The organism is Streptomyces sp. AC550_RSS872 (assembly GCF_019049285.1).
Taxonomy (GTDB): Bacteria; Actinomycetota; Actinomycetes; order Streptomycetales; family Streptomycetaceae; genus Streptomyces.
Genome location: NZ_JAGMUL010000130.1, coordinates 1 through 25,505, shown reverse-complemented (window position 1 = coordinate 25,505; position 25,505 = coordinate 1). Strand labels below are relative to the sequence as shown.

The window sequence follows — 25,505 nt, the reverse complement described above, 5'->3', positions numbered from 1 at the left end:
GGGGTCGGACGGGCCGGTCGCTTCGGCGGCGTCGGCCGGGTCGGTGTCGATGGTGAAGCGGTAGTCGTTGGACTGCCCCACCCAGTCGCCGTCGCCGTCATGGCGCTGCACGACGGCCGCGTTGGCGGTGACCTCGTTCGGCACGGCGTCCGAGGTGACCGCGAGCCGGACCTTCACGGTGAGGGTCTTGCGGGGGCCGACGGTGAAGCCGTCGAAGCCGTCGAAGGCGCCCACGAGTTCGTCCTCGTCGGTGGTCTCGAAGTGGACGGCGAGGGGGTGGTCCCCGGCCGGGCTGCCGGCATCGACCGGGCCTTCCGGGCTGTCCTTCGGGGTCCCGTAGAACTCCAGCCGGGGCTGGGACGGCTTGAGGGCGCGTTTGCCGTCGACGAGGACGACGACGGGGTGGATGCCGGTGCAGGTCCGGCCGGTGGTGTTGGTGAGGTCCAGGTACCAGGTGCCGAATCCGCCGCCGGCCGTGTAGGAGTCGGGGCCGCCGTGCAGCCGGGTGGTGAGGGGGAAGGCCCTGTCGTCGGTGACGCAGCTGGGCAGCTCGACGGGAGGTTCCGCGCGCACCGGGGGCGCGGCGGCGAGAAGGGCGGCTGCTGCGAGGCAGAGGGAAGCGGATGAGTGCAGTAGTCGCATAAACACATGACCATGCCGGGTGGGGTCGGGGATCGGGCGGTGCCATTCCGTACGGCATCGAAAGTCCGCTCGATCAGCGCACGCGCGATGTCAATCAGACACGCGCTACGTCGATCCGGGCACGCGCCACGTCGTCCTGTGCCCGCTCACTCGATCCGCACGCGCCACATCACCCGTCGGCACGCCCGAACAGCGGCGCCAGCAGCAGCTGGGCGGCCCCCTCGGCGACCCCGCGCTCAGCGCCCGCGCCGCCCTCGCCACCCTCGCCAGCTCCTCCGGCTTCTCCGGCTTCCCCGGCTTCCCCAACTCCTCCGGCTCCCCCTGTTCTCCCTGTTCCCCCCGTTCCTGCACCGGAGGCGACCCGTACCGGCACCGCGTCCTCGCCCGCGCGCCGGGCGCGTTGGTCGAGGACGGCGGCGACGCCCCGTACGAAGGTGTCCGGCGCGGCGGCGACCGTGCGGCCGCCCAGCAGGACGAGGTCGACGTCGAGCAGCGCGACCAGGTTGCCTGCGGCCGTGCCGAGCACGCGGGCCGCCCCCGCCAGGTCGCCGCGCGCCACGGCGGCCAGGCACAGCGCCTCGACGCAGCCGCGGTTGCCGCACTCGCAGGGCGGGCCGTCCAGCTGGACGACCTGGTGCCCGAACTCCCCGGCGCCCGTACGGGCCCCCCGGTGCACCGCTCCCCCGATCACGAGCCCTCCGCCGACCCCGGCCCCGAAGTGCAGATACGCGAAGGACGTGACGGACGCGGTCTCGCCCCCCACCGCGAGCCCGAGGGCGGCGGCGTTGGTGTCCTTGTCGACGACGACCGGCAGCGAGAGGCGCCGCGCGAGCACGTCCCGCAGCGGGAAGCCGTTCCACTCCGGGAACCCCGTGACCCGGTGCAGCACCCCGCGCCGATGGTCGAGCGGCCCGGGCAGCGCGACCCCGACACCGAGCACGGCACCCGGCGAACGAGGACCGTCACCGGCCACCCCGTCGGCCCGGGCCACTCCGGCCACTCCGGCCGCTTCGCCTGCCCCGGCCACCCCGATCGCCCCTGTTCCCCCTGTCGCTCCGGCCACCCCCGCCGTCAGCTCCCCCACCACCCGCACCGCCCGCTCGACGACCGTCTCCGCCCCCGACCCCAGGTCCAGCGGGGCCCGGCGCCGAGCCACCACGGCCCCGGTCAGATCGCAGAGCACGGCCGTCAGCTCGTCCCGGTCCAGATGCACGCCGACCGCGTGCCCGGCCTCCGGCACCAGCCGCAGCACCGTACGCGGCTTGCCGCCCGTGGACGCCCGGTGCCCCGCCTCCGCCGCGAGTCCGTCCTCCCGCAGCCGGGCGGTGATCTTGCTGACCGCCTGCGGGGTGAGGCTGGTGCGCTCGGCGAGTTCGAGCCGGCTGATGCCCTCGGCACCCGCCGTGCGCAGCAGGTCGAGCACGAGCGCGGTGTTGTGACTGCGCAGGGCGCCCAGCCGCATCGAATCGCGGCTTCGCCCGGCCGCGCCCCCGGCGCCGTCCTTCGTCCTGTTCACGCCGTCCATTGTCCCCGGCGCTTGCACTTTGGCAACAGCGTTGCGAAAGTGGGCTGCATGAGTGCTACTCCCCTCCGCGTCGGCCTGGTCGGCTACGGCCTGGCCGGTTCCGTCTTCCACGCCCCGCTGATCGCCACCACCGAGGGGCTCGCCCTGGACACGGTGGTGACGTCGAACCCCGAGCGGCAGAAGCAGGCCACCGCCGAGCACCCGGACGTACGCGTCGCCGCCACGCCCGAGGACCTGCTCGCCCGCGCCGCCGACCTCGACCTGGTCGTCATCGCGTCCCCCAACAAGACGCACGTCCCGCTCGCGACCGCCGCCCTGAAGGCGGGCCTCCCGGTCGTCGTCGACAAGCCGATCGCCGGCACGGCGGCCGAGGCACGCGACCTGGCGGCACTCGCTCAGGAGCGCGGGCTGCTCCTGTCCGTCTTCCAGAACCGCCGTTGGGACAACGACTTCCTGACCCTGCGTCAGCTCCTGGCCAAGGGCGAACTGGGCGACGTATGGCGCTTCGAGTCCCGTTTCGAACGCTGGCGTCCGCAGACCAAGGGCGGCTGGCGGGAGTCCGGCGACCCGGCAGAGATCGGAGGTCTGCTCTACGACCTCGGCAGTCATGTCGTCGACCAGGCCCTGGTGCTTTTCGGGCCGGTCACCCAGGTGTACGCGGAGGCCGCCGTCCGCCGGGCCGGCGCGGAGACTGACGACGACACGTTCATCGCCCTGACGCACGCGAACGGCGTCCGCTCCCATCTGTACGCCTCCGCCACGACCGCCCAGCTCGGCCCGCGCTTCCGGGTGCTGGGGTCGAAGGCGGGCTATGTGAAGTACGGCCTGGATCCGCAGGAGGCGGCGCTGCGGGAGGGGCAGCGGCCAGGCGCGGGCGCGGAGTGGGGCACGGAACCCGAGTCGATGTGGGGCCGTGTGGGTGCCGGCGAGTCCCCCCTGACGGGCGGCGGCCGCGCCGAACCCACCCTTCCCGGCGACTACCCCGCCTACTATGCGGCCGTGGCCGAGGCACTGCTGGCCGGCGGCCCCAACCCGGTGTCCGCCCTGGAGGCGGCCGCCGCCCTCGACGTGCTGGAGGCGGCGCGTCGTTCGGCCCACGACGGAGTGGCGGTGACCCTGTGACGACTCACAGGACGAGCAAGACGAGCAAGACGAGCAAGGCGAGCAAGGCGAGCAAGGCGAGCAAGGCGAGCAAGGCGAGCAAGACGCACAACCCGGAGATCACCCCGAAGTTCCACCCGGAGATCACCCCGCCCCTGGAGGAACTGGAGGCCCAGGAACGCCGCCTGGTGTTCCGCCAGTTCACCTACGACGACGCCTGGGCCCTGGGTTCCCTGCTGGTCGAGATGGCCCGCGAACGCCAGGCCCCGGTCGCCATCGACATCCACCGCGGCGGCCAGCAGCTCTTCCACGCGGCCCTCCCCGGCTCCACCCCCGACAACGACGCCTGGATCGCCCGCAAGCGCCGGGTCGTGGAGCGCTACGGCACCTCGTCCTACGTCGTCGGCGCCCGCTTCCGCGCCAAGGGCACGACGTTCGAGGACTCCTCCCGTCTGGACCCCGACGTCTACGCGGCGCACGGGGGTTCGTTCCCGGTCAACGTGGAGGGCGTAGGGGTCGTCGGGTCGGTGACGGTGAGCGGGTTGCCGCAGCTGGAGGATCACCGGTTCGTCGTGGAGGCCCTTGAGGAGTTCTTGAAGCGCTGACGGGAAGAACCGGCGGCACCCTCCGGTTGGCACCCCCGTACGGGACACCGACCGGAGGGACAGCGTCGTGAGTGACCGAGCAGTGACTGAAAGCCTGCTGAACGACAACCGCGGGACCGGCAGCCGGCCGACCGACCGCCCGGCGAGGGACGCCTTGAAGAGGTCCGTCGGACGCCACGGCATCTGGAGCGTCGGCCTGCGCTCGGAGGACCCGGCCCGGCGTGGCGAACTCGCCGAGGCCGCCGCCGAGTTGGAGCAGCTCGGCTACGGCGCCGTCTGGCTGGGCGGCAACAGCGCCGCCCGCCACGCCCTGCCGCTGCTGGAGGCCACCTCGACGCTCACCGTCGGCACCAGCATCCAGAGCATCTGGCAGTACGGCGCCGCCGAGAGCGCGGCCGGCTTCGCCGAGGCGGAGGCGGCGCATCCCGGCCGCTTCGTCCTCGGCCTCGGCGTCAGCCACGCGAAGTACGCGGATCAGTACCGCCGCCCGTACTCGGCGCTGGTCGCCTATCTCGACGAGCTGGACGAGGCCGGCGTCCCCTCGGACCGCCGCCTCCTGGCGGCCCTGGGCCCGAAGACGCTGGACCTGACCCGCGACCGGGCGGCCGGCTCGATCCCGTACCTGGTCACCCCCGAGCACACCGCCCGGGCCCGCGAGATCCTGGGTGAAGCCCCGCTCCTGGCCCCGGAGTTGAAGGTGATCCTGGAAACGGATCCGGGCCGGGCCCGCACCCTCGCCCGCGACTGCCTGGCCATGTACCTCGCCCTCCCGAACTACACCAACAACTTCCTGCGGCACGGCTTCGCCGAGGACGATCTGCTGGACGGCGGCAGCGACCGCCTGATCGACGCGGTGTTCGCGTGGGGCGACGAGGCCGCGATCCGGAGGCGGATCGACTCCTTCGTCGCGGCGGGGGCGGACCATGTGGCCCTTCAGGTGGTGGACGGCGATGCGCGCGAGGCACTCCCGCGGGAAGCATGGCGCAGGATCGGTTCGCTCCTGGCGTGACGGGCCGCCTCTTGGGGGTTTCGGGGGCTGAAGCCCCCAAGAGGCGCGGGACTGTGCCGGCGCACGGCTCCGCGCCTGTCGGGGTCATGGGCACTGAGCCGCACACGGCCCGCAGCCGCCGCTATCCCGGCACGGGTTCCCGGCTCTCCCAGCGGAGCGCCTAGGCGTCCTTGAACTCCTGCCGCTGCCGCCCGAGCCCCTCGATCTCCAGCTCCACGACATCCCCGGCCCGCAGGAACGGCTTCGGCTCGGGCTCGCCGAGGGCCACGCCCGCCGGGGTGCCGGTGTTGATGACGTCACCGGGATACAGCGTCATGAACTGGCTGACGTACCGCACGACCTCCGCCACCGGGAAGATCTGCTCGGCCGTGGTCCCGTCCTGCTTCAGCTCCCCGTTGACCCACAGCTTCAGCGAGAGGTTCTGCGGATCCGGCACCTCGTCCGCCGTCACCAGCCACGGCCCCAGCGGGTTGAACGTCTCGCAGTTCTTCCCCTTGTCCCAGGTCCCGCCCCGCTCGATCTGGAACTCCCGCTCGGACACGTCGTGCGCCACCGCGTACCCGGCGACATGGGCGAGCGCCTCCTCGGCCGACTCCAGGTACCGGGCCGTACGTCCGATGACGACCGCGAGCTCGACCTCCCAGTCGGTCTTCGTCGACCGCCGCGGCACGAGCACCGTGTCATGCGGGCCCACGACGGTGTCCGCCGCCTTGAAGAAGATGACCGGCTCGGCGGGCGGCTCGGCGCCGGTCTCGCGGGCGTGGTCGTGGTAGTTCAGCCCGATGCACACGACCTTGCCGATACGGGTGAGCGGCGGCCCGACGCGCAGCCCGGTCGCGTCCAGCGCGGGCAGCTCCCCGGCGTCGGCGGCGGCCCGGATCCGGCCGAGCGCCGCGTCGTCGGCGAGCAGCGGCCCGTCGATGTCCGGCACGACACCGGAGAGGTCCCGCAGAACCCCCTCGGCGTCGAGCAACGCAGGCGTCTCCGCTCCCGCCGTACCGACTCGCAGCAGCTTCATGATCACAATCTCCCTCGATCGCGTGCGCCCTCCCACGGGTGCAGCCATCGGAGGACTGGTCGATCGTCCAAGGTCGGCGGCCAGTCCGCAATACCCGGTTCACGTACTGGACCGTAGGCCCGGCGGGCCGTGCACCGGATCAGCGGTAGAGGGCGGCCCGCTCCACCGCGCTCCACGTCGTACTGGTCACCACGTACAGCGCGGCGGCCAGGGGCACCACCGCCACGGTGAAGAGCGTGAAGAAGGACATGAACGGCATGACCCTGCTCATGGCCCCCATCCCCGGCACCGGCTGACCGTCGACCACGGGCACGGGCGCGGCCGGCTGCGCGGCCATCATCCGCTTCGTCCGGCGGTAGTTGAACGCGGCGACGCAGGCGACGACCACGAAGAGTCCGAGGTACACGAGCCCCGCTCCCCCGAGCACTCCGCCGTCGCCGAGCGCGTCGGCCCACCGCTCGCCCAGAGGCGCGGCGAACAACTGGTGCGACAGCAGCTCGTTCGCCTCTCCACCTATCGTCGTGTTCGAGAAGAGGTGGTAGAGGAGGAAGAACGCCGGCAGCTGGAACAGCCCCGGCAGGCACCCGGCCAGCGGCGACACCTTTTCCTCGGCGTGCAGCTCCAGTACGGCCCGCTGGAGCTTCTCGGGGTTCTTGGCGTGCTTCTTGCGCAGCTCGGCGATCTTCGGCTGCAACTCGGTCCGCGCCTTCTGCCCGCGCGCGGAGGCCCGGGACAGCGGATGCACGAGCAGTCGTACGAACGCGGTGAACAGGACGATCGCGGCGGCGGCCGCGGATGTGCCGAACAGCGGCTGGAGCAGATCGGCAAGCCGCTGAACAAGGTCGGCGAAAACGGACATGGGTGAGCCCTCCGAGGGTCTCGTCGTGCCGGAACGGAACATGCCGGAAGCGGCATGGCGGAATGGCGGCATGACGACCCGCGCGGGTCGGGCAGGTGCGCTGTGGGTGTTGCAGCTGCGGTGCGTGCCTGCCCTACGCGACGGTCGCCGGGAGGGCGTGTCCGGGCGCCCTGGGCCGTGGCCGGCCCGAGGCGTCGGGGTCACGTTGCGGCAGGAAGGCCGTACGGCGGGCCCGGTCGCGGATGGCCGTACGCACCCGGGTCGGCGCCACGGCGGGCGCGGCGCGCGAGGCGAGGAGCGAGCAGACGGCGAACGCGGAACTCGCGGCCGCGGTCGCCGCGAGCGCGACGGTCGCGGAGAGGCTGCCGGTGTCGAGCAGCACGACCTCGAGGAAGAGGAGCACCAGCGCGGCGGTGGGACGCAGACCGGCCCGACTGCGGATCATCGGCTGCCCTCCCCTCCGTACGGCGTTCTGCGCGCTGTCGCGGCGCTCGTCCTGATGTTCGTTGTGTTCGTTGTGTTCGTTATACAGGATCGCCGAGAAGGGCCGGCCGGGGAGCCCGGGGAGGCCAGGGAGAGCTCAGGCACCAGGGCACCTCAGCGGGGCCGCATGGAGACGAGCTTGCCCCACACCACCAGCCGGTACTTCGAGGTGTACTCGGGGGTGCAGGTGGTGAGGGTGAGGTAGTAGCCGGGGACGCGGTAGCCGTGGCCCGGCCGGACGGTGGAGCGCGGGACGGCCCGGATGACGCTCCCGTCATGCGCGGTGGTCTGCGGCAGGATCGTGTCGACGGCGTACGTGTACGTCGCGCTGCGAGTCTCTACCCGCACGGTGTCCCCGGGCGCGAGCCGGTTGAGGTACCGGAAGGGCTCGCCGTGGGTGTTGCGGTGCCCGGCGAGGGCGAAGTTGCCGGCCTGGCCGGGCTGTTGGGTGCCGGGGTAGTGGCCGACGTACCCCTTGTCGAGGACACCGCCCTTGCTGACGCCCTCGGCGACGGGGACGCGGAGGTGGAGGCGGGGGATGGTGAGGATGGCGTAGGCCCGGGACCAGTCGGGCGAGGGAGCGGCAGCACCGGCGGGACGCTCGGGCGAGCGGGTGGACGAGGCCGCGGGCGCGGACGTGGTCGTAGGCGAGGAAGCGGTCGGCGCCCCGACCGCCGTACGGGAGTCGCCGCGCCCGCCGCTCCCACCGTCCCAGGCCCGCTCCAGCGCCCGGACCTCCCGCTCGGCCCCCTCCCTGGCCTCCCGGTTGGTCCACCACACCTGATGGACGACCAGCAGCAGAAGCACCACCCCGAGGGTGACGAGCGCCTCCCCGCCGCTCCACAGCACCCGCCGCCGCAGCGCACGCCGCCGCAGCCCGCTGTGCCGCACGACGCGAACCCGCACCACCATCCGTGCGCCTCCTCCACCGGGGCCGCCCGCACGATAGGGGCTGGGACGAAAGGTCTCCAGACCCGTGCGCGGCCGGTCCGCACCAGCACGGCGTCCGGCACCCCGAACACTTCCTTCACAGGTTTGAGAAAGGGCTGCTGGAACCCTCGACAACCTCACCCGCCACACCCGATGCTTCCTGTCGGCATCAGCGGGACCAGCCACGGAGCCGGTTCGACGAGGACACCGCCGACACCGGCCGTTGAAGGAAGCGGAGAAGTCATGATCCGACGCAGAACTCTGCTGGCGGCGACAGGCGGCGCCCTCGTCGGCAGTGCCCTGGCGACAGGCACCGCCCACGCGGACGCGACCATCGCCGTCAACCCCGGCACGTCGTACGGCACCTGGGAGGGCTGGGGCACCTCCCTGGCCTGGTGGGCCAACGTCTTCGGCAACCGGAACGACTTCGCCGACCTCTTCTTCACCACCAACTCGGTGACCTACAACGGCACCGCCCTCCCCGGCCTCGGCCTCAACATCGCCCGCTACAACCTCGGCGCGTGCAGCTGGAACACCGTGAACGGCGAGTCGATGGCCGTCTCGCCCAACATCCCCGGCTTCAAGCAGATCGAGGGCTTCTGGCAGGACTGGAACAACGAGGACCCCACCTCCTCGGCCTGGGACTGGACCGCGGACGCCAACCAGCGCGCGATGCTCCAGAAGGCGACGGCGCGCGGCGCGACCACGGAACTCTTCGCCAACTCCCCGATGTGGTGGATGTGCTCCAACCACAACCCCTCCGGCGCGGCGGGCGGCGGCAACAACCTCCAGACCTGGAACTACCGACAGCACGCGAGCCACTTGGCGGCGACGGCCCTGTACGCCAGGAACAACTGGGGCGTGAACTTCGCGACGGTCGACCCCTTCAACGAGCCGGCCTCCACCTGGTGGACCGCCACCGGCACCCAGGAGGGCTGCCACATGGACCCGGCGGTCCAGGCGGCCGTACTGCCGTACATGCGCAGCGAGTTGGACAAGCGGGGCCTGACGGGCGTACGCATCGCGGCGTCGGACGAGACGAACTACGACACGGCGCGCTCGACGTGGTCGTCCTTCGGCTCTTCGACGAGGGCCCTGGCCAACCAGGTCAACGTGCACGGCTACCAAGGCTCGGGCGGCCGCAGGGACCTCCTCTACACGGACGTCGTCACGGCCTCCGGCAAGAAGCTCTGGAACTCGGAAACGGGCGACAGTGACGGCACGGGCCTGAGCCTGGCCTCCAACCTCTGCTACGACTTCCGCTGGCTGCACCCGACGGCCTGGTGCTACTGGCAGGTCATGGACCCGTCGACGGGCTGGGCGATGATCGCCTACGACGCGAACACCCTCCAGCCGACGACAATCCAGACCAAGTACTACGTGATGGCCCAGTTCAGCCGCCACATCCGCCCCGAGATGAGGATCCTCGACACGGGCGTGAGCTACGCGGCAGCGGCCTACGACACGTCGGCACGCCGCCTGGTGATCGTCGCGGTGAACACGTCGGCCTCGGCCCAGACCCTGACCTTCGACCTGTCGAGATTCACGACGGTTTCGGGCGGCTCGGGCGGTCTGGTCCCCCGCTGGAACACGGTGACGACGGGCGGCGACCGGTACCGGTCGTACTCGAACACGTTCCTGAGCGGGAAGTCGGTGGCGGTGCCGTTCGCGGCGAAGGCGGTGCAGACGTTGCAGATCGACGGGGTGGTGATCTGAGGCGGCGGGCGTCACGCAACCGCAGAAGCTCCCGGCACGTCGTGTGCCACGTGACGACGAAGCCGGCCGCAGAAGCGGGCAGGGAAGCCGCAGAAGCGGGCAGGGAAGACGAGCGCGGGTGCCGCCGCCCCGGCCTGCTGGCGCCCGCGCTGGCCAACCTGGCCCTGGGCGTGCCCGCGATCATCCCGCTCTGTCTGACGTACTGGCTGCTGACGGACTACCTTCCCTCCTCCTGCGACGCCTTCGCACCCACCCCCGAACTGTCGAACTGCGACTACCACACCCTCGACCACGCCCCGGTGATGATGTTCCTGCTGGCCGTGACGGGAACGATCCTGCTGCTCGCCCTGCTGAGGGTGGACGTCCTGGGCCCCCGCCGCCGGGCCGATGCCCGCCCGGGGAGATGGCTGGCGATGGCGGCACTGATCCCGGTGCCGTTCCTGGTGCTGCTGTGCCTGGCGAAGGCGTGACCGAGGCCGGCGACCGCCTCGACCAGGCAATATCTCTACCCTCTTCCCCCTTCTGTTCTCCGCACCGCCATCCCCAGCCAGTACGGTGTCTGACATGCGCCCCGACACGCCTGCCGAAAACGTCGACCACACCGCCGAAGCGGCACGCCTGGAGCGAACCGCCGGCCTCTACCCCGAGGACGCCGAGGCCCTGCTCCTCCAGGCCGCGGCCCACCTGGAACTCTCCGGCGACCGCCCCGCCGCGACCGCGCTCTACGACCGCCTGCTGTCCTCGTCGACCCCCTTGGAAGACCCCCACCTGGTACGAGCCCTGAAGGCCTCGAACCTCTGGGAGTACGGCCACGAGGCGGAGGCGAGAGCGATCATCGACGGCGTCCGGGCAGCCGCCCCGCGGGACCCGGCCCCATGGGTGATCGTCGCGGAGGCCCTGGAGGCCCACGACGAGCTGGAGCAGGCGCAGGAGACCTTCACGGAAGGCGCCCGCCTCCTCCTGACCGACGTGGCCGAACCCCCGTACTCGACGCATCCGTTGCTGTTCGGCCGTCACCGGGTCCGCCGCATGCTGGGCGCGCCCCACGACGAGTGGGACACCTTCGCGGACACCCTCCACTCGATGCCGATCTCCCTGGACGAACTCCACGACCCGAAGCGGGTGTGGTCCCTGGGCTCGGACAACCCGGCGGAGCTGGAGGCGGAGATCTCCCGCCTACGGGCGGAGCTGGGCGCATACCGGGAGGCCCTGTCGCGCCCGTTCCCGGTGGCGGTGCTGCACTGGACGGCGGGCGAGCTGACGGAGCTGATCGCCGCGTATCCGTCGCTGGCGGTGGAGTACCCGTCGCATGAGGAGCACTTGGCGACAATAGAAGCGTCCCTGAGGGAGCTGGCGTCTTCCGGGACTCCGAACCTGGGGATCGTGACAGGGACGGTGCCGTCGTACGAGGCCTTCGCGGCGTCGGAACTGGCCTCACCGGAGGATGCGACGCTGCTGCCGCAGTATGCGACTACGTTGGCGGCGCGGGGGCGGGCGGTTGCCTGGCCGCCGCAGCGGGGGGTTGGGTGCTGGTGTGGGTCGGGGCGGGTTTATGGGGAGTGCCACGGGGCGTAAGCGGAGCGGTGCCCCACACTCGCCTTGGACGGGCCCCAACACGACCGCGCCACCCAGCCACCGCACGCCGCTTAGCCAGCCCGGCGTGCCACCGCGACGCGAATGCGCCTTAACCCCGCCCCACCACCGAACCGACCCGTCCCCCAACCAACCTTGGCCACCCGCCTCTCCGGGCCGCCCGCTCGCTCCTCCCCCGTGCTGGAGCGGGCCGGGTCAAGGGTGGCCCGGAGGGCCATCGGCGCAGCCGACGCGGAACGCAGCGCAGCGGAGTGGAGCGCCCTTGACGCGGCCCGCGGAGGCACGACACTGGCCAAGAAGCGGGCGGACAAACGGTGCGCAGAAATCCGTCCAGCGAGCACATGGCCAGCCGCGCGAAGTTTGAGCTCAAACTTCGGTCTACGGCCACCGACATCAACCCATTCAGTGGCCGGAGCGCAGTCTCACGACTCCCACCTCATCGCCCTCCGTCCGCCGGCACAATGCTCAGATGCCACGTACTGTTCCTTCCTCCTCCAGCGTTTCCGCTCGCATGAGCCGCCAGAGCTCCCGCGATACTGCCCCCGAGGTCGCGGTCCGGAAGATCCTGCACGCCGCAGGATGGCGTTACCGAGTAGACGTCCCAGTGCCCGACATGCCTCGCCGCACGATCGACATCGTCTTCCCCAAGGCCAAGATCGCGATCTTCCTGGACGGTTGCTTCTGGCACGGCTGCCCCGAGCACGCCACACAGCCGAAAGCAAAAGCTGAGTGGTGGCGAACAAAGCTCGGCAACAACATGGCTCGCGATCTTGAGACGACAGAGCACCTCACCGCGGCCGGATGGAAGGTCCTCCGCTTCTGGGAACACGAGCGGCCAGAGGACGTGGCCCATCGGATTGCCGCGCATGCACGCAGCTCACTCACCGACCGAAACCGACGTTCTCCATGAGGGCTCTCAGCGTCACCTGCTAAAACTGAGCCATTGCTGTGTGTGAGGGAATGGGGAACAGTGTGGCTCAGCCGGGGGATCTGTCGCAGCCTGTTGCGGGTGTCTACGAGGAACTCGTCACCCAACGCATGCAAAGACAAATGGCGCAGCTCAGCGCAGCAGGTTGGAGAGCCATCGATGATGAGGTCAGCGAAGAATCGTCGCCTCACGTACTGGCCCGTCACATCAGTCAGGCCGTAAGCCGGCGGCTCAGTCAGCTGCCCCACGACCAGCGTGTCGCCGTAGCCAACCAGATCATCGAGTCACTCTCATCCAACTCAGCCGACTTCGAAAGCAGTGACACGGCCGACCTCATCGCCGACGGCCCTCGCCAGCTCCTCGCCCTTGCGGAGAAGGAAGCCCCTGGTGTCTACGCGATGCGTCCGCTGACGCCGCTCTCGGAAACCGCCCTCATCACCAACTCTCCCGAGGACCCGAACCTCGGTGGTGAACTGCGAGCCGAGCTGGCCACGGCAGATCGCATCGACCTGCTCTGCGCCTTTGTGAAGTGGTACGGCCTGCGTGTACTCGAAGACTCTCTCCGCGCTGCCAGAGACCGCGGTGTCAAGATTCGAGTCATCACGACCACCTACATCGGCGCAACCGACCGCCACGCACTCGACCGGCTCGTCCGCGACTTCGGCGCCGAGGTAAAGGTCAACTACGAGACCCGCTCGACACGGCTCCATGCCAAAGCCTGGCTGTTCCGACGCAAGAGCGGTTTCGACACGGCTTACGTAGGCAGTTCCAACCTCTCGAAAGCCGCGCTGCTCGACGGCCTGGAGTGGAACGTGCGCCTTGCGTCTGTGGCCACTCCGGTCGTGCTCAACAAGTTCGAGGCCACCTTCGACGCGTACTGGAATGACATCGCTTTTGAGTCGTACGACCCCGATCGCGACGCCCACAAATTGGACGAGGCCCTGACCGTGGCGGGCGGTACGCAAGCCAGCTCGGACACCAAGATCAGCCTCTCTGGCCTTGAGGTTCGACCGTACCCACACCAGGCCGACATGCTTGAGCGACTGCGCGTCGAGCGTGAGGTACGCGGCTACCAGCGCAATCTGCTTGTCGCCGCTACTGGTACGGGCAAGACAGTCATGGCCGCGCTTGATTACCGCAACCTGCATGAGGAGTGGGGTGGCAAGCAGCACCCACGGCTGCTCTTCGTGGCCCACCGCAAGGAGATCCTGAGGCAGTCGCTACGCATGTACCGCGAGGTACTCGATGACGCGTCCTTCGGCGAACCACTCTTCAGCGGCGAGCTACCGCGTGATTGGAAGCATGTCTTCGCCAGCGTTCAGTCACTCACCGACCAGCGACTCGACCAGTTCGAACCCGAACACTTCGACATCATCGTCATCGACGAGTTCCATCACGCCACGGCTTCGACGTACCGCCGCGTTATCAACCACTTCAAGCCGAAGCAACTCCTCGGCCTGACCGCTACTCCCGAGCGCGCGGACGGCCAGAATGTGCAGGACGAGTTCTTCGAAGGCCGAATCGCCGCCGAGATGCGATTGTGGGAGGCCCTGGATAACGATCTGCTGTGCCCATTCCACTACTTCGGCGTGCCGGACGGCACTGATCTGACACGTCTTAACTGGCGCTCGGGTACCTACGACCAGAGTCAGCTCGGCGACCTTTTCTCGGCCGACATTGCACGGGCGCGTATTGTCATCAAGCAGGTGCGGGACAAGGTATCCGATCCGATGAGCATGCGGGCACTCGGCTTCTGCATCAGCAGGAAGCACGCTCACTTCATGGCGAAGTGCTTCCGGGACGTCGGCTTCAAGGCCGAGGCCTTGGACAGCGCATCGCGGCCCGAGGTCCGTGACCATGTGCTGTCCCAGCTCAAAGCTGGAGAGATCCAAGTCATCTTCTCCGTAGACCTCTTCAACGAGGGCTTGGACATCCCCGATGTCGATACGCTGCTCCTCCTACGCCCCACGAACAGCGCGACCGTCTTCCTTCAGCAACTCGGTCGAGGCCTACGCCGCACGCCGCACAAGCCCGTGCTCACAGTGCTCGACTTCATCGGGCAACACCGAGCCGAGTTCCGGTTCGAGGAGCAGTTCCGCGCGATGACCAACCTGTCACGCAATCGGCTCCTTGAGCACGCCGAGCATGACTTCCCGCTGCTGCCTTCCGGCTGCCAGATCATCCTTGAGGGCAAATCCAAAGATCTTGTCCTAGAAAACATCCGCACCCAGATCAAGGCGACAGTCCAGACCCTCGCCAAAGAGGTTAAGGCCTTCGACACGCCGCTCCTCGCCGACTACCTCAAGGAGAGCCGCCGGGAAATCCGAGAACTGTACAAGTCGAGCAACTCGTGGACGACGGTCCTTCGCCGCGCCGGCCTGTCTGACCTGCCTGAACAAGCCGACGAACAAGACCTGTTGAAGCGTGTGCACGCCTTCCTCCACGTCGACGACCGCGAACGCGCCGACGCATACGCGCGCTTGCTGAACGATGACGCCCCGCCGTACGACTCACTCAGTGAGAAGGACCAGACGTACGCACGCATGCTGTTCTTCAACCTCTGGGACAAGGCCGGCGGATTCAGTTCCTACGCCGAAGGGCTTGAATCGCTGCGCGAACAGCGAGCCTTCCGTAGCGAGCTACGCCAAGTACTCGACCACGTGATGGGGCATGCCGACCACTTCCCCCTCTCCCTCCAGGGCCCGCACGCGCATATCCCGCTGAAGGTCCACAGCGCATACAACCGCTCGGAGATCCTGGCCGCACTCGGTGTCGCCCGCCTCGGCGGTCAGATGCCCGGCTCCTTCGCGCAGGGCGTTCTGTGGGATGAACAGAATCAGACCGATGCGTTGCTGATCACCCTTGAGAAGAACGAGAAGGACTTCTCCCCCACGGTCCGGTACAAGGACTACGCGCTGAGCCCCTCCCTCTTCCATTGGGAGTCGCAGAGCACGACCGCGGCAACCTCTCCCACTGGTCTGCGCTACCAGCAGCACGAGCAACGCGGCAGCCACGTGCTGCTGTTCATGCGGCGCTACAAGGACACCGACATCGGCAAGGCGCAGCCCTGGATGCTGCTCGGCCCGGCAACGTATGCCGGCCACGAAGGCAGCAAGCCCATGGCCATCACGTGGCGGCTGCATGATGAGCTACCTGCGGATGTGTGGTCGTACTCGGGTATCACCGCGGGCTGAGCAACTCGGCGCTCACGTGATCTCGCCGAGCTCAGCCTCGAAGTGAGTTTGTGCTCGGTCGAGTACGTCATCGGGGTCATGTCCGTGTGCGTGCAACCAGTGCAGTACGTCCGCCATGACCCCGACGGCAGCCTCCTCTACTGCTGCCGCGCCGAGCACACTGCCACGGCCGGACGGGACTTTCTCGCGGGACAGTTGCCAGGATCCGTATAGATCGAGGATAGCCCCGGCGCGTGTGACATGAGGGGCGGTCGTCGTGCCGCAGGCGACAGCAGTGTCCGTTGCAAGCTCACACCACACCACCTTCCTATCGCCTTGGACGGACACGCCCCAGCGGTGATCCGTCAGGGCGTCGACGAGCGCCATTCCTCGGCCCGACTCCAGTGCACTGCTGACGGTGAGCAGTGTGGGCAAGGCACGGGTGTCGGGGTCCGTAACCTCCAAACGGAGATACGGCCCGTTGAGCGCTGTGCGCAGCGTGCTGGGGGTTCCTTCGCCGACGTGCCGGATCACATTGGTCACCAGCTCTGACATGCAGATTTGCGCTGTACCAACATGATCGGGGAGCCCCCACAGAACGAGTCGGAGCTTCAACGTGCGCCTCAACTCTGCGAGTTCACTCGGCTGGGCAGCGAACTGGTACACCCAGGGCTCTCGCCCGACACGATCGCTCACGTAGATCACCTTCGACCACCCCTCACGCGCTCTGTTGCGCACGGTGCTCACGCCAATGACTCTCAGTGAGAGAGTTGCAGTGCAACTGTCGCCGTGCAACATGCACGAAGGGATTCCCTCGTTAGAGTGATTGGCCTTTCACCCTGCTTCCGATGGGATGGAACATCCGCTACCCCACGAGGAGTTGCCATGTCTGGATCCCCCACAGCTCGCCGACGCCGCCTTGCGATCGAGCTCAAGCGCTTGCGCGACGAGAGCAGCCTGACGTGCAGCCAGGTAGGCAAGGAGTTGGACTGGAGCAGTTCCAAGGTCAGCCGCATGGAGACGGGACAAGGGCGCGTCCAGCCCTCGGATGTCGATGCCCTGTGCCGCCTCTACGGGACTGCGGATGAACTGCGTGAACTTCTGAAGTCGCTGGCCAAGGAGTCCAAGACAAAGGGGTGGTGGCACGCACACAGCAGCGCGATCCCCGCTTGGTTCTCTGTGTACGTTGGTCTCGAACAGGCGGTTTCCGACCTGCGTACCTATCAAGCCGAGTTCATCCCCGGCCTCCTACAGACCAGCGAGTACGCAGCCGAGCTGAGCCGCGCATGGGTGGATCACACCCCTGACGACATTCAACGCATGGTCGACGTCCGGATGCGGCGACAAGAGCTCCTCACCAGCGAGAGCGCGCCTGATCTATGGGCAGTCGTGCACGAGAGCGCCTTGCTGCATACGGTCGGGAGCCGCGAAGTCATGGCCCGCCAGCTCGAACGTATGCTGGAAATCCAGAAGTTGAAGAACGTGACCGTCCAGGTGCTGCCGTTCAACGCAGGCGCCTATCCCACCACCGGGTCGTTCACGATCCTCGGCTTCCCAGAACAGGAGGACCCGGACGTGGTCTATCGAGAGGGGCTTACCGATTCGGTCTACCTCGAAGAACCCAAGGACGTAGCCCTCTACACGAAGGCCTTCGATCATCTCAGGGCCTTGGCACTGAGTCCTCAGCGCTCGGCCTTGTTCATCACAAGACTCTTGGAGGAGAACTCTCGATGATGCTGCCGTCGAGCATCCCGTGGCGTCGAAGCAGCTACAGCAACGGCATGGGTGGCGAGTGCTTGGAAGTAGCTGAACTCGCCGGAGTGATCAGGATCCGTGACTCTAAGGCCATCTCAGGACCGCAACTCACGCTCAGCACTACTGCATGGCAGGGCTTCATACGAGCCCTGGCCGGCCCCGTGGAAGAACCTGCTAGCTGACCGGCTGCAACGGATCACGAATGATTTCTCCAGCTCTCTGGAGGAAGGAGGCATAAGTCTGGGTCATCTCGCCCCTAGCTCGGTCAAATCCAGACCAGTCCACGCTCGGGCCTGAAGAACTCCCGGCCGCCGCCTGCATCAAGGCGCCCACAGCCGCCATCGACTTCCCCGTCATGGCGTAAGCCAGCACGTTCGCCTCGCTTGGCCCCCACAGAGCCAACTGGCTTGTCTTCGCCTTGAGCTCAACGGTGCGCTCACGAAACTCACGCCCCGTCGCCTCATCAAGTCCGGCCCCGCCTCGTACCTCAGGCGTGATGCGTACGAGCACTTCGTCCAACGCGGCATAGGCCTCAAGGAGGGCAGCGAAGGCCTGATGTCGCTGGCTACGAACCCACTGCCAGTGCTCCGCTGCCGCCTGCCCGTGCACCTGAGCCAACGCTGCCTCAACTGCTTTACGCCCACCGGCTTCGGCTCCGCGCTTGGCATACATCCCGGCGATGACAGCACCGATGACGGCAGCTGCGAAGGCGATTGCTGCCGCTACAACTGTCCCCGTCGCGTCACTCATCGCGCCATCCTCACCCGGATACGACGCTGCCACAATGGCCTCCCTACGTAACGTGCACAACTTTCAGCACTCCATGGACCCTGAAACCATTAGCCTCGGATCATGACGACACCCACGGCCGGGTTCACGCCTGGCGACATCCTCACGCGTGCACAGATCCACCCCGTCCTCGGAGGCAGCGGCTTCGCGGGAATCTGCCCAGCCAGGGAGAAGCGCAACGTTCTTATATTCTCTGACAGTAAAATAGGTAAGCGCTATGGATATCGAGATGGATGGCTCGCCGAGGACGACGCTTTGGGCCCCATATTCACGTACACCGGAGCTGGGAAGCGTGGCGACCAGACCTTAGAAGGCGGAAATTCTTCCATTCTGGAACACGCAAACATGGGGCGCACCCTACACGTCTTTGTCGCGGTGGGAAATGTTCCAGGAACCGGCACGCGAACACACAAATACCTAGGCGAATTTAAAGTTGACGAGCGCAAACCGTACGTCATACGGGAAGCCAAAGATGAATTGAGGCAAGACCGCAACGTCATCGTATTCCGACTTCGCCCAACCGGCCCGTTCATACGGGAGGATTCCGACACCCTGCCGCTGGCCGGCCATTCCAGGATGCGCTTTCAGCCAACCGCAGGGCGTGTCGCTCGGGCATATCGACGTCAGAGGCGTCAGCGCCAACCACAAACCGACACCGCCCGAATAGAAGCGATCCGTGACGAACTAGCAGATGCCTTCGAATCGCACGAGAGCGCAGCCGGGATGAACATCGGGCAGATGGAATTATCCCTTCAAAACTCGACAGATCAGCTCTCATTTGAGATCTATAACCAGACGAACCACACGGTTTACCAGCCGACTGGCAGCGCAGCGCCGGAATCTATCACGCAGGCCCTGGCTCAACTGTTGCATGCGCAGCGACATTTGAGTGGACTTGTTCCCGGCCAGCCTTTCCACCTGATGATTCTCACACCTGAGCTCCCCCGAGAGGACCTCCGCGGCCTGCTCTCAGACCACGGAATTGGCCTCATATACCGCAACGACAGCGGCGGATTCTCTGAGTTTGCGGGAAGCACCCCCACGGGCATTCCTACTCGGCCTTTCCCCTGTTTGGGCTGCCCCGTACCCGCGGCGTAGAGTCTTTGGTCGTGGTGATCAGCGAAATCGACGCTCCTTGATCACCATGAGCCATACCTATGAACCTGAGATGGCGGAGGCCTGCTGATCACCAAGCAGCAGGCACGCGCCGATGCTCATGCCACGGCGGGCGACCGGTAGTGGACCTGTGGGGTGGTATCGCTGATCCCGACACCGGTCGTGCCTGGGCGCGAGACACCCGGCAGTTGGTCTACTCGGCGACCAAGGGAGCGACCGCGACCTCGGCACATCTGCTGGCCCAGCGCGGCATGCTGGACTTGGACGCTCCAGTGGCCGAGTACTGGCCGGAGTTCGCCTCGAATGGCAAGGCGGAGATCCCGGTTCGCTGGCTGTTGTCCCACCAGGCCGGCCTGATCGCGCTGGATCAACCAGTGCAGTTGGCCGAGGCGTTGGCCTGGCAGCCGATGGTGGCCGCCCTGGCCGCTCAGTCTCCGTAATCAGATCGCTGGTCAGGTGTGTCGTTGACTGACGCGCAGTGGGCGCGGATCGAGCCGTTGCTCCCGGACCGAACGCCGATGTGGGGTGGCCGCTGGAGGGATCACCGGGAGGTGATCGACGCGATCGCCTTCAAGTTCCAGACCGGGACGCAGTGGGTGCACCTGCCGGAGAAGTACGGCAACTGGCAGGGCGTCTACAACCGGCTGCGGATGTGGGCCGTCGACGGCACGTGGGAGCGGGTGTTCACCGCGCTGATGGCCCAGGCCGACGCGGCGAGGACCTCGACTGGGCGGTTTCGGTGGACTCCACGATCGTGCGGGCCCACCAACACGCGGCCGGGGCCCGTAAGAAGGGGCCCCGGCCGGCGAACCCGGCGACCATGCCGACAAGGCGTATTCGTCCCGCGCGGTACGCGAACACCTGCGCCGACGCGACATCCGCACTGTGATCCCCGTCCCGGCGGACCAACGCGGCCACCACCTGCGACGCGCCAGCCGGGGCGGCAGACCACCGGCCTTCGACCGCGAGACCTACAGCAGCGCAACACCGTCGAGCGGTGCATCAACCGCCTCAAGCAGTCCGCGGGGCGGCGCGCGCTCCTCGCGGTTCCGTGCAACGCCGTGAGTGGTGCGGCCGGTCAGAACCGGCCGCACCACTCACGAGTTCTAGCGGGTTTACCACTTGTCAGTACACCACTTGTTCGTTTCCGGGCCCCGGTAGCAGGCTCGCATCACGAAACTGCTGGACGAACTGGTTGCGATACCTTCGGTGAAGTTGCTGACCGTCGTGCTGTAGATGGACCGGGTGGCCCAGGTCGCACCACTGTCGGAACTGGACTCCAGCCAGATGCCACCCTGCCGGTCCGACGGGTAGTTGTCCAACTTGGCCCAGGCGTACTGGGTCCCGTTGTAGGTGCCGTAGCGCAGCTGAACCTGGAACCCGCCGATCGGCGTCCACTCGGCAGTCGCCTTGTCCGGGATCGCAAGCACCTGATCCCGGCTGATCTTCTCCTCCGCGGCGCTGGCCGACCCGACGGAAGCGCCCATCAGCGTGCCCACCGCCAGCAAGGTGAGCAGGAATAGGCGAACTGACTTCAACATGGAACCCCTTGAATATCGATCACGAGCGGCTACTCGGCAGCAAGCTCACATACGGGAAGAAAATCTGTTGAGGCAGACGTACAGGACGGTGCCGGGTGGGTTGGTGTTCACGGCGAGCCAGTGCCGGGTACCTGGCTGAGAAGGCTTGCGGACAGGTCCTGTTTCCTCTCCTCGCCCGAAGGGCTGAGGCGCCCGCATGATCACGTCGTTCCTGCCCAAGCAGCCGTAGCGGCCATGAGTTCCCCCGTGCCAACGCCTCGAAATGTAGACCGCACCTCGGACATCGCGCCCCTGACAGATGTCAGGGTGTTGATTTGGCGCTCGCGCACGGCGGCACGGTTCCCGCGAGCTATTGACTTCCGATACCGGGGCTGCCTGGTCCACTACGAAGCGAAGGAAGCTGACATGTATGCCCTGGGCGCATCGCTGTTCATCTCCGCCACCGGCTGGAGGCATGCGGACTACCCGGACGAAGCCAGTCGGGAAGACCAACGGCGAGCCATCGTGGACAAGCCACACCGGCCGAGCAGCACTCACTGAGCTCGCTTGCCTCAGGCTGTCGGGTCCCAGAGCCCACCGGCTTCGCCGCGCGCGAGGTGCTCGGCGTAGACGCCGACCTTCCATGCGATGACGGATCGGCACTCCTCCAGCGCCTGGATCTGTGCGTCGACGCGCTGTCGATGAGCGTCGAGCAGTCGCAGGCGTTCTGCCTCGTTGCCCGGTCCGTGGCGTACCAGTTCGGCGAAGTGCTTGAGGTCGGCGAGCGGCATACCGGATTCGCGGAGCTTGACGCAGATCAGCAGCCAGTCGACATCGAAGGAGGTGTAGCGCCGTCTGCCGCCCGATGTGCGCTGGACCGGCCCGACGAGCAGGCCCTCGCGCTCGTAGAAGCGCAGGGCGTGCACGCTCAGTCCGGTCCGCTCGGCCACCTCGCCGATGCCCAGCGACTGCACGGCACCTTCGGCCGTCGTCATGACGCTCACTCCTGGATTTGATCTAGACCTCGCTCTAGATCGTAGCGTCAGCGGCATGACCAGCACTGATCAGCAGCCGCTCGGCTCGCCCTTCTCCGCCGCCACCACCGCCGAGGACATCGTGGCCGGCCGTGACCTTTCCGGCATGACCGCTGTGGTGACCGGGGGTTACTCCGGGCTCGGTCTGGAGACCACCCGCGCTCTGACGGCCGCCGGGGCCAGGGTCATCGTTCCCGCCCGCCGCCCCGACGTCGCCCGTGCCTCTCTGAAGGAGGTGAACGGCAGCGAGGTCATCCCCATGGACCTGGCCGACCTCGACAGCGTCCGCTCAGCCGCCGCGCACATCGGCGACCGTCTCGACCAGCTCGACCTCCTGATGGCCGTCGCGGGCGTCATGGCCACCCCGGAGCGGCGCGTCGGGCCCGGCTGGGAAGGCCAGCTCACCGCCAACCACTTCGGGCACTTCGCCCTCGCCTGCGATCTCTACCCGCTCCTGGCAGCCGCAGGCGGCGCGCGCGTCGTCGTCAACAGTTCCGCCGGACACACCCTGACCGGCATTCGCTGGCACGATCCGCACTTCCGTACCGGCTACGACAAGTGGCTGGCCTACGGCCAGGCCAAGACCGCCAACGCCCTGTTCGCCGTGCACCTCGACGTCCTTGGGCAAGGCGACGGCGTCCGGGCGTTCGCCCTCCACCCCGGCAAGATCATCACCGGTCTCCAGCGGGAGATGACGCTCCAGGCGCAGATCGACCGCGGGTGGGTGGACGAGCACGGCAATGTCATCGGCGCCGACTTCAAGACCCCCTCCCAGGGGGCAGCCACCGGCCTATGGGCCGCCACGTCCCCGCTCCTCGACGGCCGAGGCGGCCTCTACCTGGAGGACTGCGACGTCGCCCGCGTCTCCGCCCCCGACACCCCCATGGATGACGGCGGCGTGCGCGCGTACGCCATCGACCCCGACGAGGCCGCCCGGCTCTGGGACCTGTCTCTCGCCGCGACCGGCGCCACGCCGATCACCCGATGAACTCGCGCTCCGCGTATGCCGCGCTCGGGCTCATCACGGCCAACCCGGCCAACCTGCCCGGCAATCCGCCGCTGGGGGCAGACGGACCCAGGGGGTGTTTTGAAAGTCCCGTGCGGTGCCCGCGCCCGCCGCGGCAGCGGCTGGTGTCGCAGCCGGTGCGTGCCCTCGGCGTGCCGGACGAAGGCCCCTCGATGGGTCCCCCGCCCCCGCTCGACCGAAGCCGAGAATGGGCGTGGTCCCCATGCCCGGCTTCACCCTGCACGAGGACGACCGGGCCCATTACGAACTCGTCTCCTCCGGGGTGGACATCACCGATCCGGACGAACTCGCCCTCCATGAGAAGGCCTTCAACACCTTGAGCGGTGCGGCGGCTTACGGGGGTGCCGCCGAGGAACTGATCAGGAAGACCCTGGCCTTCTGGAGCGATGCATGACGGCTTGGTCGCCCTCACGGCACACTCCGGCAGAGCTGATGCCTCCTCACTCGGCGGGCCCCGCTTGCCGACCCGGTGCCGCCTTTCGGGGGAGGCCGCACGAGCTGATGGGGCCTCATGGGCGTGCTCCATATGGCAGCCCCGATGAGCGCCATGGGACAGATCGGATTAGCCTCCGAAATGAGCGCAATATGGATCTTCAGGTGTGCGCTCTACTCGACCCAAGGAGGAGAAATGCGCAAGCTTCAGAAGGCCGCTCTCGCGGCCGCAATGGTCGGGACCCTGAGCCTCATAGCCACCGGCACCGCCTCCGCACTGCCCGCCGATGACCACGGTCACGGTCATGGGCACTGCAAGTCCCACGACATGAACATCGACATTCTCGGTCAGGTCGGGGTACTCCCCGGTCTTGCGGGCAACCTGCTCAACGGTGAGGGCAACCCGGGCGCGATGTACAACGACGTCGGCTCCGACTGCCACCACTGATCGACCGCGAATTCGTCAGTAGTTCATAGTTCACCGAGAGGGCCCAGGTGCCCGGGCAACAGCCCGGCGCCTGGGCCCTCTTGGCGACCAAAGTCGCAGGCGCCGTAGACCATCGGCCGATGACAGGCCGTACGGGCTGTCGTCAGACTCGGCCGTGTTCGGCGAGGTTCGGCGAATGCGGGAGAGCGGAGCATGAGGGGCATGACGGCGGGGGACATGAGCGCGGGGAACATGAGGGATACGGGGCGTTCCGGGGGGCCGGGCGCGGGGGGTCGTAGGGAGAGTCGTACGGAGAAGGGCGATCCGGCGAGCGGCGAAGTCATCGTGCTCAAGGAGTCGGCCTGGTTTCTGACGCTGTTCTGTGTGGCGTGCGGGGCCGGGATCGGCTGGCTGGTCACCCTGCTGGCGCACTGGCTCGTGACGTTGTCGTGGGCGCCGTTGCAAGGGCCGGCCAAGTTGCTGACGTCCGTGCCGGAGCCCTGGCTCGGTATCGGTGGGGTTGTGGTGGGGGCGGGGTTGGGGCTGGTCCTCGGGTTCATCGCGGTGCATGAGTCGCTGTCGGTGAGCGTGTCGCCCGGGGGCGTGGTCCTCGGTGTCAGGGACTCCTCGCAGGAGTTCGGGCGCGATGAGGTCGCCTTGGTGGTGCGGGACGGCAAGCAGCTTGTGCTGCTCGGGCCGGACGGTATGGAGGTCGCGCGGGAGCGCTGCGACCTGTCCTGGGCGCGGCTGGCCGAGGCCTTTGCCGAGCACGGGTACCGGTGGGCGGACGAGGATCCGTATCGGGAGGAGTTCCAGCGCTGGGTTCCGGGGATGCCCGGGCTGCCCGAGGGGGCCGATGCCTTGCTCCGGGCTCGGGAGGCGGCTCGGAAGAAGGAGGAGAATTCCGAGGATGCGCGGGAACTGCGCGGGGAGCTGTTGCGGCTTGGTGTCGTCGTGCGTGATGAGAAGCGGCGGCAGTACTGGCGTATGCCGGTGAGGCCCTGAGGGCGGGCGTCGTAACGGCTGAGAAGATGGCGTCGACCGTAGAGGGAGAAGGGGGATGAGCATGATCGTGCTCGTGCTGGTCGGCGTTCTCGTGCTTGCCGTCGGAGGGTGCGTCTGTGTCGTGTGGGCGTCCCGGGGCGGGCCGCGGTGGGTGCGTGCGGTGGCCGCGGTGACCCTGGGGTTGGGTGAGCTGGTGCGGCGGTCGGGGAGCTCGCGTCGGGGGTCGGGCTCCGACGCCTCGGTTCTGGGCGGCTCGGACTCGGGGTCGGGTTCCGACTCCAACTGATCCGACTCCAACTGAGTCGAGTCGGGGAGGGTGACTTGGCCGCCCTCCCCTTTGACCCGGCCCACGGTCAGTTCAGGCAGTAGTTCCCGGGGTCCTCGGGCGTTGGCTGCGGGGCGGGCGTGTCCGGGGGCGGTGGAGCTTGCGGGGCCTGCGGGGCCTGGGGCGTCTCCTCAACCGGGGTCGGCTGTACGGGAGTTGGAGCCGAAGGCTCCGGCGAGGGCGTCGCAGGCGTCTCGACCTCCGGGGCTTCCGGACCGCCCGGTACCTCCGGTGCCGGTGGTGCCGGTGGTGCCTCCGGTGCCGGTGGTGCCGGTGGTGCGTCCGGTGCCTCCGGCTGCTCCCCCACCGGCGGCTCCCCCACCGGCGGCTCCTCCACAGGCGGCTCAGTCACCGGCGGCTCAGTCACCGGCGGCCCGGTCACCGGCTCGGCAGGACTCGGCGCAGGCTCCTCGACCGCCGGCGGCTCCTCGACCGGAAGCTCGGCCCCAACCCCCGGACCAGGCCCGGCCCCAACCCCGGGACCAGGCACGGC

Annotated in this window: 26 protein-coding genes and 2 pseudogenes; 18 read left to right on the top strand and 10 right to left on the bottom strand. The window is 68.1% G+C overall.

Features of this window, described 5'->3' with window-relative positions:
- The coding region (locus tag KUM44_RS35995) for a hypothetical protein (RefSeq protein ID WP_308402805.1) at positions 1-648 on the bottom strand (648 nt) is incomplete at its 3' end.
- A 163-nt stretch (positions 649-811) separates the two neighbouring features.
- On the bottom strand, positions 812-2,104 hold the full coding sequence (locus KUM44_RS35990; RefSeq protein ID WP_254390625.1) for an ROK family transcriptional regulator: 1,293 nt from the start codon (positions 2,102-2,104) through the stop codon (positions 812-814).
- Between the two features lie 111 nt (positions 2,105-2,215).
- Between KUM44_RS35990 and KUM44_RS35985 the strand changes: the two genes are divergently transcribed.
- The 3 genes from KUM44_RS35985 to KUM44_RS35975 all read left to right on the top strand — a co-directional run bounded on the left by KUM44_RS35985 (position 2,216) and on the right by KUM44_RS35975 (position 4,882).
- Positions 2,216-3,289, top strand: coding sequence for a Gfo/Idh/MocA family oxidoreductase (locus KUM44_RS35985; protein ID WP_217213969.1), 1,074 nt, complete (start codon positions 2,216-2,218; stop codon positions 3,287-3,289).
- 98 nt (positions 3,290-3,387) lie between these two features.
- Positions 3,388-3,873 carry a heme-degrading domain-containing protein gene (locus tag KUM44_RS35980; RefSeq protein ID WP_217213982.1) on the top strand — a complete coding sequence of 162 codons (486 nt, stop codon included), beginning with the start codon at positions 3,388-3,390 and terminating at the stop codon, positions 3,871-3,873.
- 154 nt (positions 3,874-4,027) lie between these two features.
- Positions 4,028-4,882, top strand: coding sequence for an LLM class F420-dependent oxidoreductase (locus KUM44_RS35975; protein WP_217213981.1), 855 nt, complete (start codon positions 4,028-4,030; stop codon positions 4,880-4,882).
- Between the two features lie 160 nt (positions 4,883-5,042).
- Here the strand turns inward: KUM44_RS35975 and KUM44_RS35970 are convergent, their stop codons facing one another.
- From KUM44_RS35970 to KUM44_RS35955, 4 genes are all read right to left on the bottom strand, one after another.
- Entirely contained in the window at positions 5,043-5,900 is an 858-nt protein-coding gene (locus KUM44_RS35970) for a fumarylacetoacetate hydrolase family protein (RefSeq protein ID WP_217213968.1), read from the bottom strand.
- 139 nt (positions 5,901-6,039) lie between these two features.
- On the bottom strand, positions 6,040-6,759 hold the full coding sequence (locus KUM44_RS35965; protein ID WP_217213967.1) for a YidC/Oxa1 family membrane protein insertase: 720 nt from the start codon (positions 6,757-6,759) through the stop codon (positions 6,040-6,042).
- Positions 6,760-6,892: 133 nt separating this feature from the next.
- Positions 6,893-7,204: a DUF6412 domain-containing protein gene (locus KUM44_RS35960; protein WP_217213966.1), complete on the bottom strand. Its 312-nt coding sequence runs from the start codon at positions 7,202-7,204 to the stop codon at positions 6,893-6,895.
- A gap of 152 nt (positions 7,205-7,356) precedes the next feature.
- A complete protein-coding gene (locus tag KUM44_RS35955) occupies positions 7,357-8,154 on the bottom strand; it encodes a class E sortase (RefSeq protein WP_217213965.1) in 798 nt (265 codons plus the stop codon).
- Positions 8,155-8,415: 261 nt separating this feature from the next.
- Between KUM44_RS35955 and KUM44_RS35950 the strand changes: the two genes are divergently transcribed.
- The 5 genes from KUM44_RS35950 (at position 8,416) to KUM44_RS35930 (ending at position 15,603) form a co-directional block, all read left to right on the top strand.
- Positions 8,416-9,888, top strand: coding sequence for a glycoside hydrolase (locus KUM44_RS35950; protein WP_217213964.1), 1,473 nt, complete (start codon positions 8,416-8,418; stop codon positions 9,886-9,888).
- A 50-nt stretch (positions 9,889-9,938) separates the two neighbouring features.
- Positions 9,939-10,358 carry a hypothetical protein gene (locus KUM44_RS35945; protein ID WP_217213963.1) on the top strand — a complete coding sequence of 140 codons (420 nt, stop codon included), beginning with the start codon at positions 9,939-9,941 and terminating at the stop codon, positions 10,356-10,358.
- A gap of 94 nt (positions 10,359-10,452) precedes the next feature.
- Complete coding sequence (locus tag KUM44_RS35940) at positions 10,453-11,463, top strand: SEC-C domain-containing protein (RefSeq protein ID WP_217213962.1); 1,011 nt, start codon at positions 10,453-10,455, stop codon at positions 11,461-11,463.
- A gap of 529 nt (positions 11,464-11,992) precedes the next feature.
- On the top strand, positions 11,993-12,391 hold the full coding sequence (locus tag KUM44_RS35935; RefSeq protein ID WP_217213961.1) for a very short patch repair endonuclease: 399 nt from the start codon (positions 11,993-11,995) through the stop codon (positions 12,389-12,391).
- A gap of 50 nt (positions 12,392-12,441) precedes the next feature.
- Complete coding sequence (locus KUM44_RS35930; protein ID WP_217213960.1) at positions 12,442-15,603, top strand: DUF3427 domain-containing protein; 3,162 nt, start codon at positions 12,442-12,444, stop codon at positions 15,601-15,603.
- Between the two features lie 12 nt (positions 15,604-15,615).
- On the opposite strand, the gene KUM44_RS35925 is transcribed toward KUM44_RS35930, so the two are convergent.
- Positions 15,616-16,278 (bottom strand): ATP-binding protein, encoded by a 663-nt coding sequence (locus KUM44_RS35925; protein WP_217213959.1) that lies wholly within the window; start codon positions 16,276-16,278, stop codon positions 15,616-15,618.
- Positions 16,279-16,467: 189 nt separating this feature from the next.
- Between KUM44_RS35925 and KUM44_RS35920 the strand changes: the two genes are divergently transcribed.
- Together KUM44_RS35920 and KUM44_RS35915 are read left to right on the top strand one after the other, a co-directional pair.
- Positions 16,468-17,316, top strand: coding sequence for a helix-turn-helix transcriptional regulator (locus tag KUM44_RS35920; protein ID WP_217213958.1), 849 nt, complete (start codon positions 16,468-16,470; stop codon positions 17,314-17,316).
- Complete coding sequence (locus KUM44_RS35915) at positions 17,313-17,519, top strand: DUF397 domain-containing protein (protein WP_217213957.1); 207 nt, start codon at positions 17,313-17,315, stop codon at positions 17,517-17,519. The genes KUM44_RS35920 and KUM44_RS35915 overlap by 4 nt, the downstream gene beginning before the upstream one ends.
- Here KUM44_RS35915 and KUM44_RS35910 read toward each other — a convergent pair.
- Complete coding sequence (locus KUM44_RS35910; RefSeq protein ID WP_217213956.1) at positions 17,512-18,087, bottom strand: hypothetical protein; 576 nt, start codon at positions 18,085-18,087, stop codon at positions 17,512-17,514. The two genes, KUM44_RS35915 and KUM44_RS35910, sit on opposite strands and share 8 nt — an antisense overlap.
- Positions 18,088-18,189: 102 nt before the next feature.
- Here KUM44_RS35910 and KUM44_RS35905 point away from each other — a divergent pair, with 102 nt between their 5' ends.
- The 3 genes and pseudogenes from KUM44_RS35905 to KUM44_RS46245 form a co-directional block, all read left to right on the top strand.
- Positions 18,190-19,224, top strand: a complete 1,035-nt coding sequence (locus KUM44_RS35905) for a hypothetical protein (RefSeq protein ID WP_217213955.1) — start codon at positions 18,190-18,192, stop codon at positions 19,222-19,224.
- 59 nt (positions 19,225-19,283) lie between these two features.
- A pseudogene (locus KUM44_RS35900) lies at positions 19,284-19,679 on the top strand (serine hydrolase domain-containing protein); the annotation flags it as partial.
- 21 nt (positions 19,680-19,700) lie between these two features.
- Positions 19,701-20,270: pseudogene (locus KUM44_RS46245) on the top strand (IS5 family transposase); the annotation flags it as partial.
- 87 nt (positions 20,271-20,357) lie between these two features.
- On the opposite strand, the gene KUM44_RS35890 reads toward KUM44_RS46245, so the two are convergent.
- Positions 20,358-20,783 (bottom strand): hypothetical protein, encoded by a 426-nt coding sequence (locus KUM44_RS35890; protein WP_217213983.1) that lies wholly within the window; start codon positions 20,781-20,783, stop codon positions 20,358-20,360.
- A 551-nt stretch (positions 20,784-21,334) separates the two neighbouring features.
- Positions 21,335-21,757 carry a MerR family transcriptional regulator gene (locus KUM44_RS35885; RefSeq protein ID WP_217213954.1) on the bottom strand — a complete coding sequence of 141 codons (423 nt, stop codon included), beginning with the start codon at positions 21,755-21,757 and terminating at the stop codon, positions 21,335-21,337.
- Between the two features lie 55 nt (positions 21,758-21,812).
- Between KUM44_RS35885 and KUM44_RS35880 the strand changes: the two genes are divergently transcribed.
- The 5 genes from KUM44_RS35880 to KUM44_RS35860 all read left to right on the top strand — a co-directional run bounded on the left by KUM44_RS35880 (position 21,813) and on the right by KUM44_RS35860 (position 24,973).
- Positions 21,813-22,784 carry an SDR family NAD(P)-dependent oxidoreductase gene (locus KUM44_RS35880; protein ID WP_217213953.1) on the top strand — a complete coding sequence of 324 codons (972 nt, stop codon included), beginning with the start codon at positions 21,813-21,815 and terminating at the stop codon, positions 22,782-22,784.
- Between the two features lie 241 nt (positions 22,785-23,025).
- Positions 23,026-23,217 (top strand): hypothetical protein, encoded by a 192-nt coding sequence (locus tag KUM44_RS35875; protein WP_217213952.1) that lies wholly within the window; start codon positions 23,026-23,028, stop codon positions 23,215-23,217.
- A 234-nt stretch (positions 23,218-23,451) separates the two neighbouring features.
- Positions 23,452-23,703 (top strand): hypothetical protein, encoded by a 252-nt coding sequence (locus KUM44_RS35870; RefSeq protein WP_217213951.1) that lies wholly within the window; start codon positions 23,452-23,454, stop codon positions 23,701-23,703.
- Positions 23,704-23,904: 201 nt separating this feature from the next.
- Positions 23,905-24,687, top strand: coding sequence for a hypothetical protein (locus KUM44_RS35865; protein WP_254390620.1), 783 nt, complete (start codon positions 23,905-23,907; stop codon positions 24,685-24,687).
- Positions 24,688-24,748: 61 nt separating this feature from the next.
- Complete coding sequence (locus KUM44_RS35860) at positions 24,749-24,973, top strand: hypothetical protein (RefSeq protein WP_217213979.1); 225 nt, start codon at positions 24,749-24,751, stop codon at positions 24,971-24,973.
- Positions 24,974-25,505: the final 532 nt, after the last annotated feature.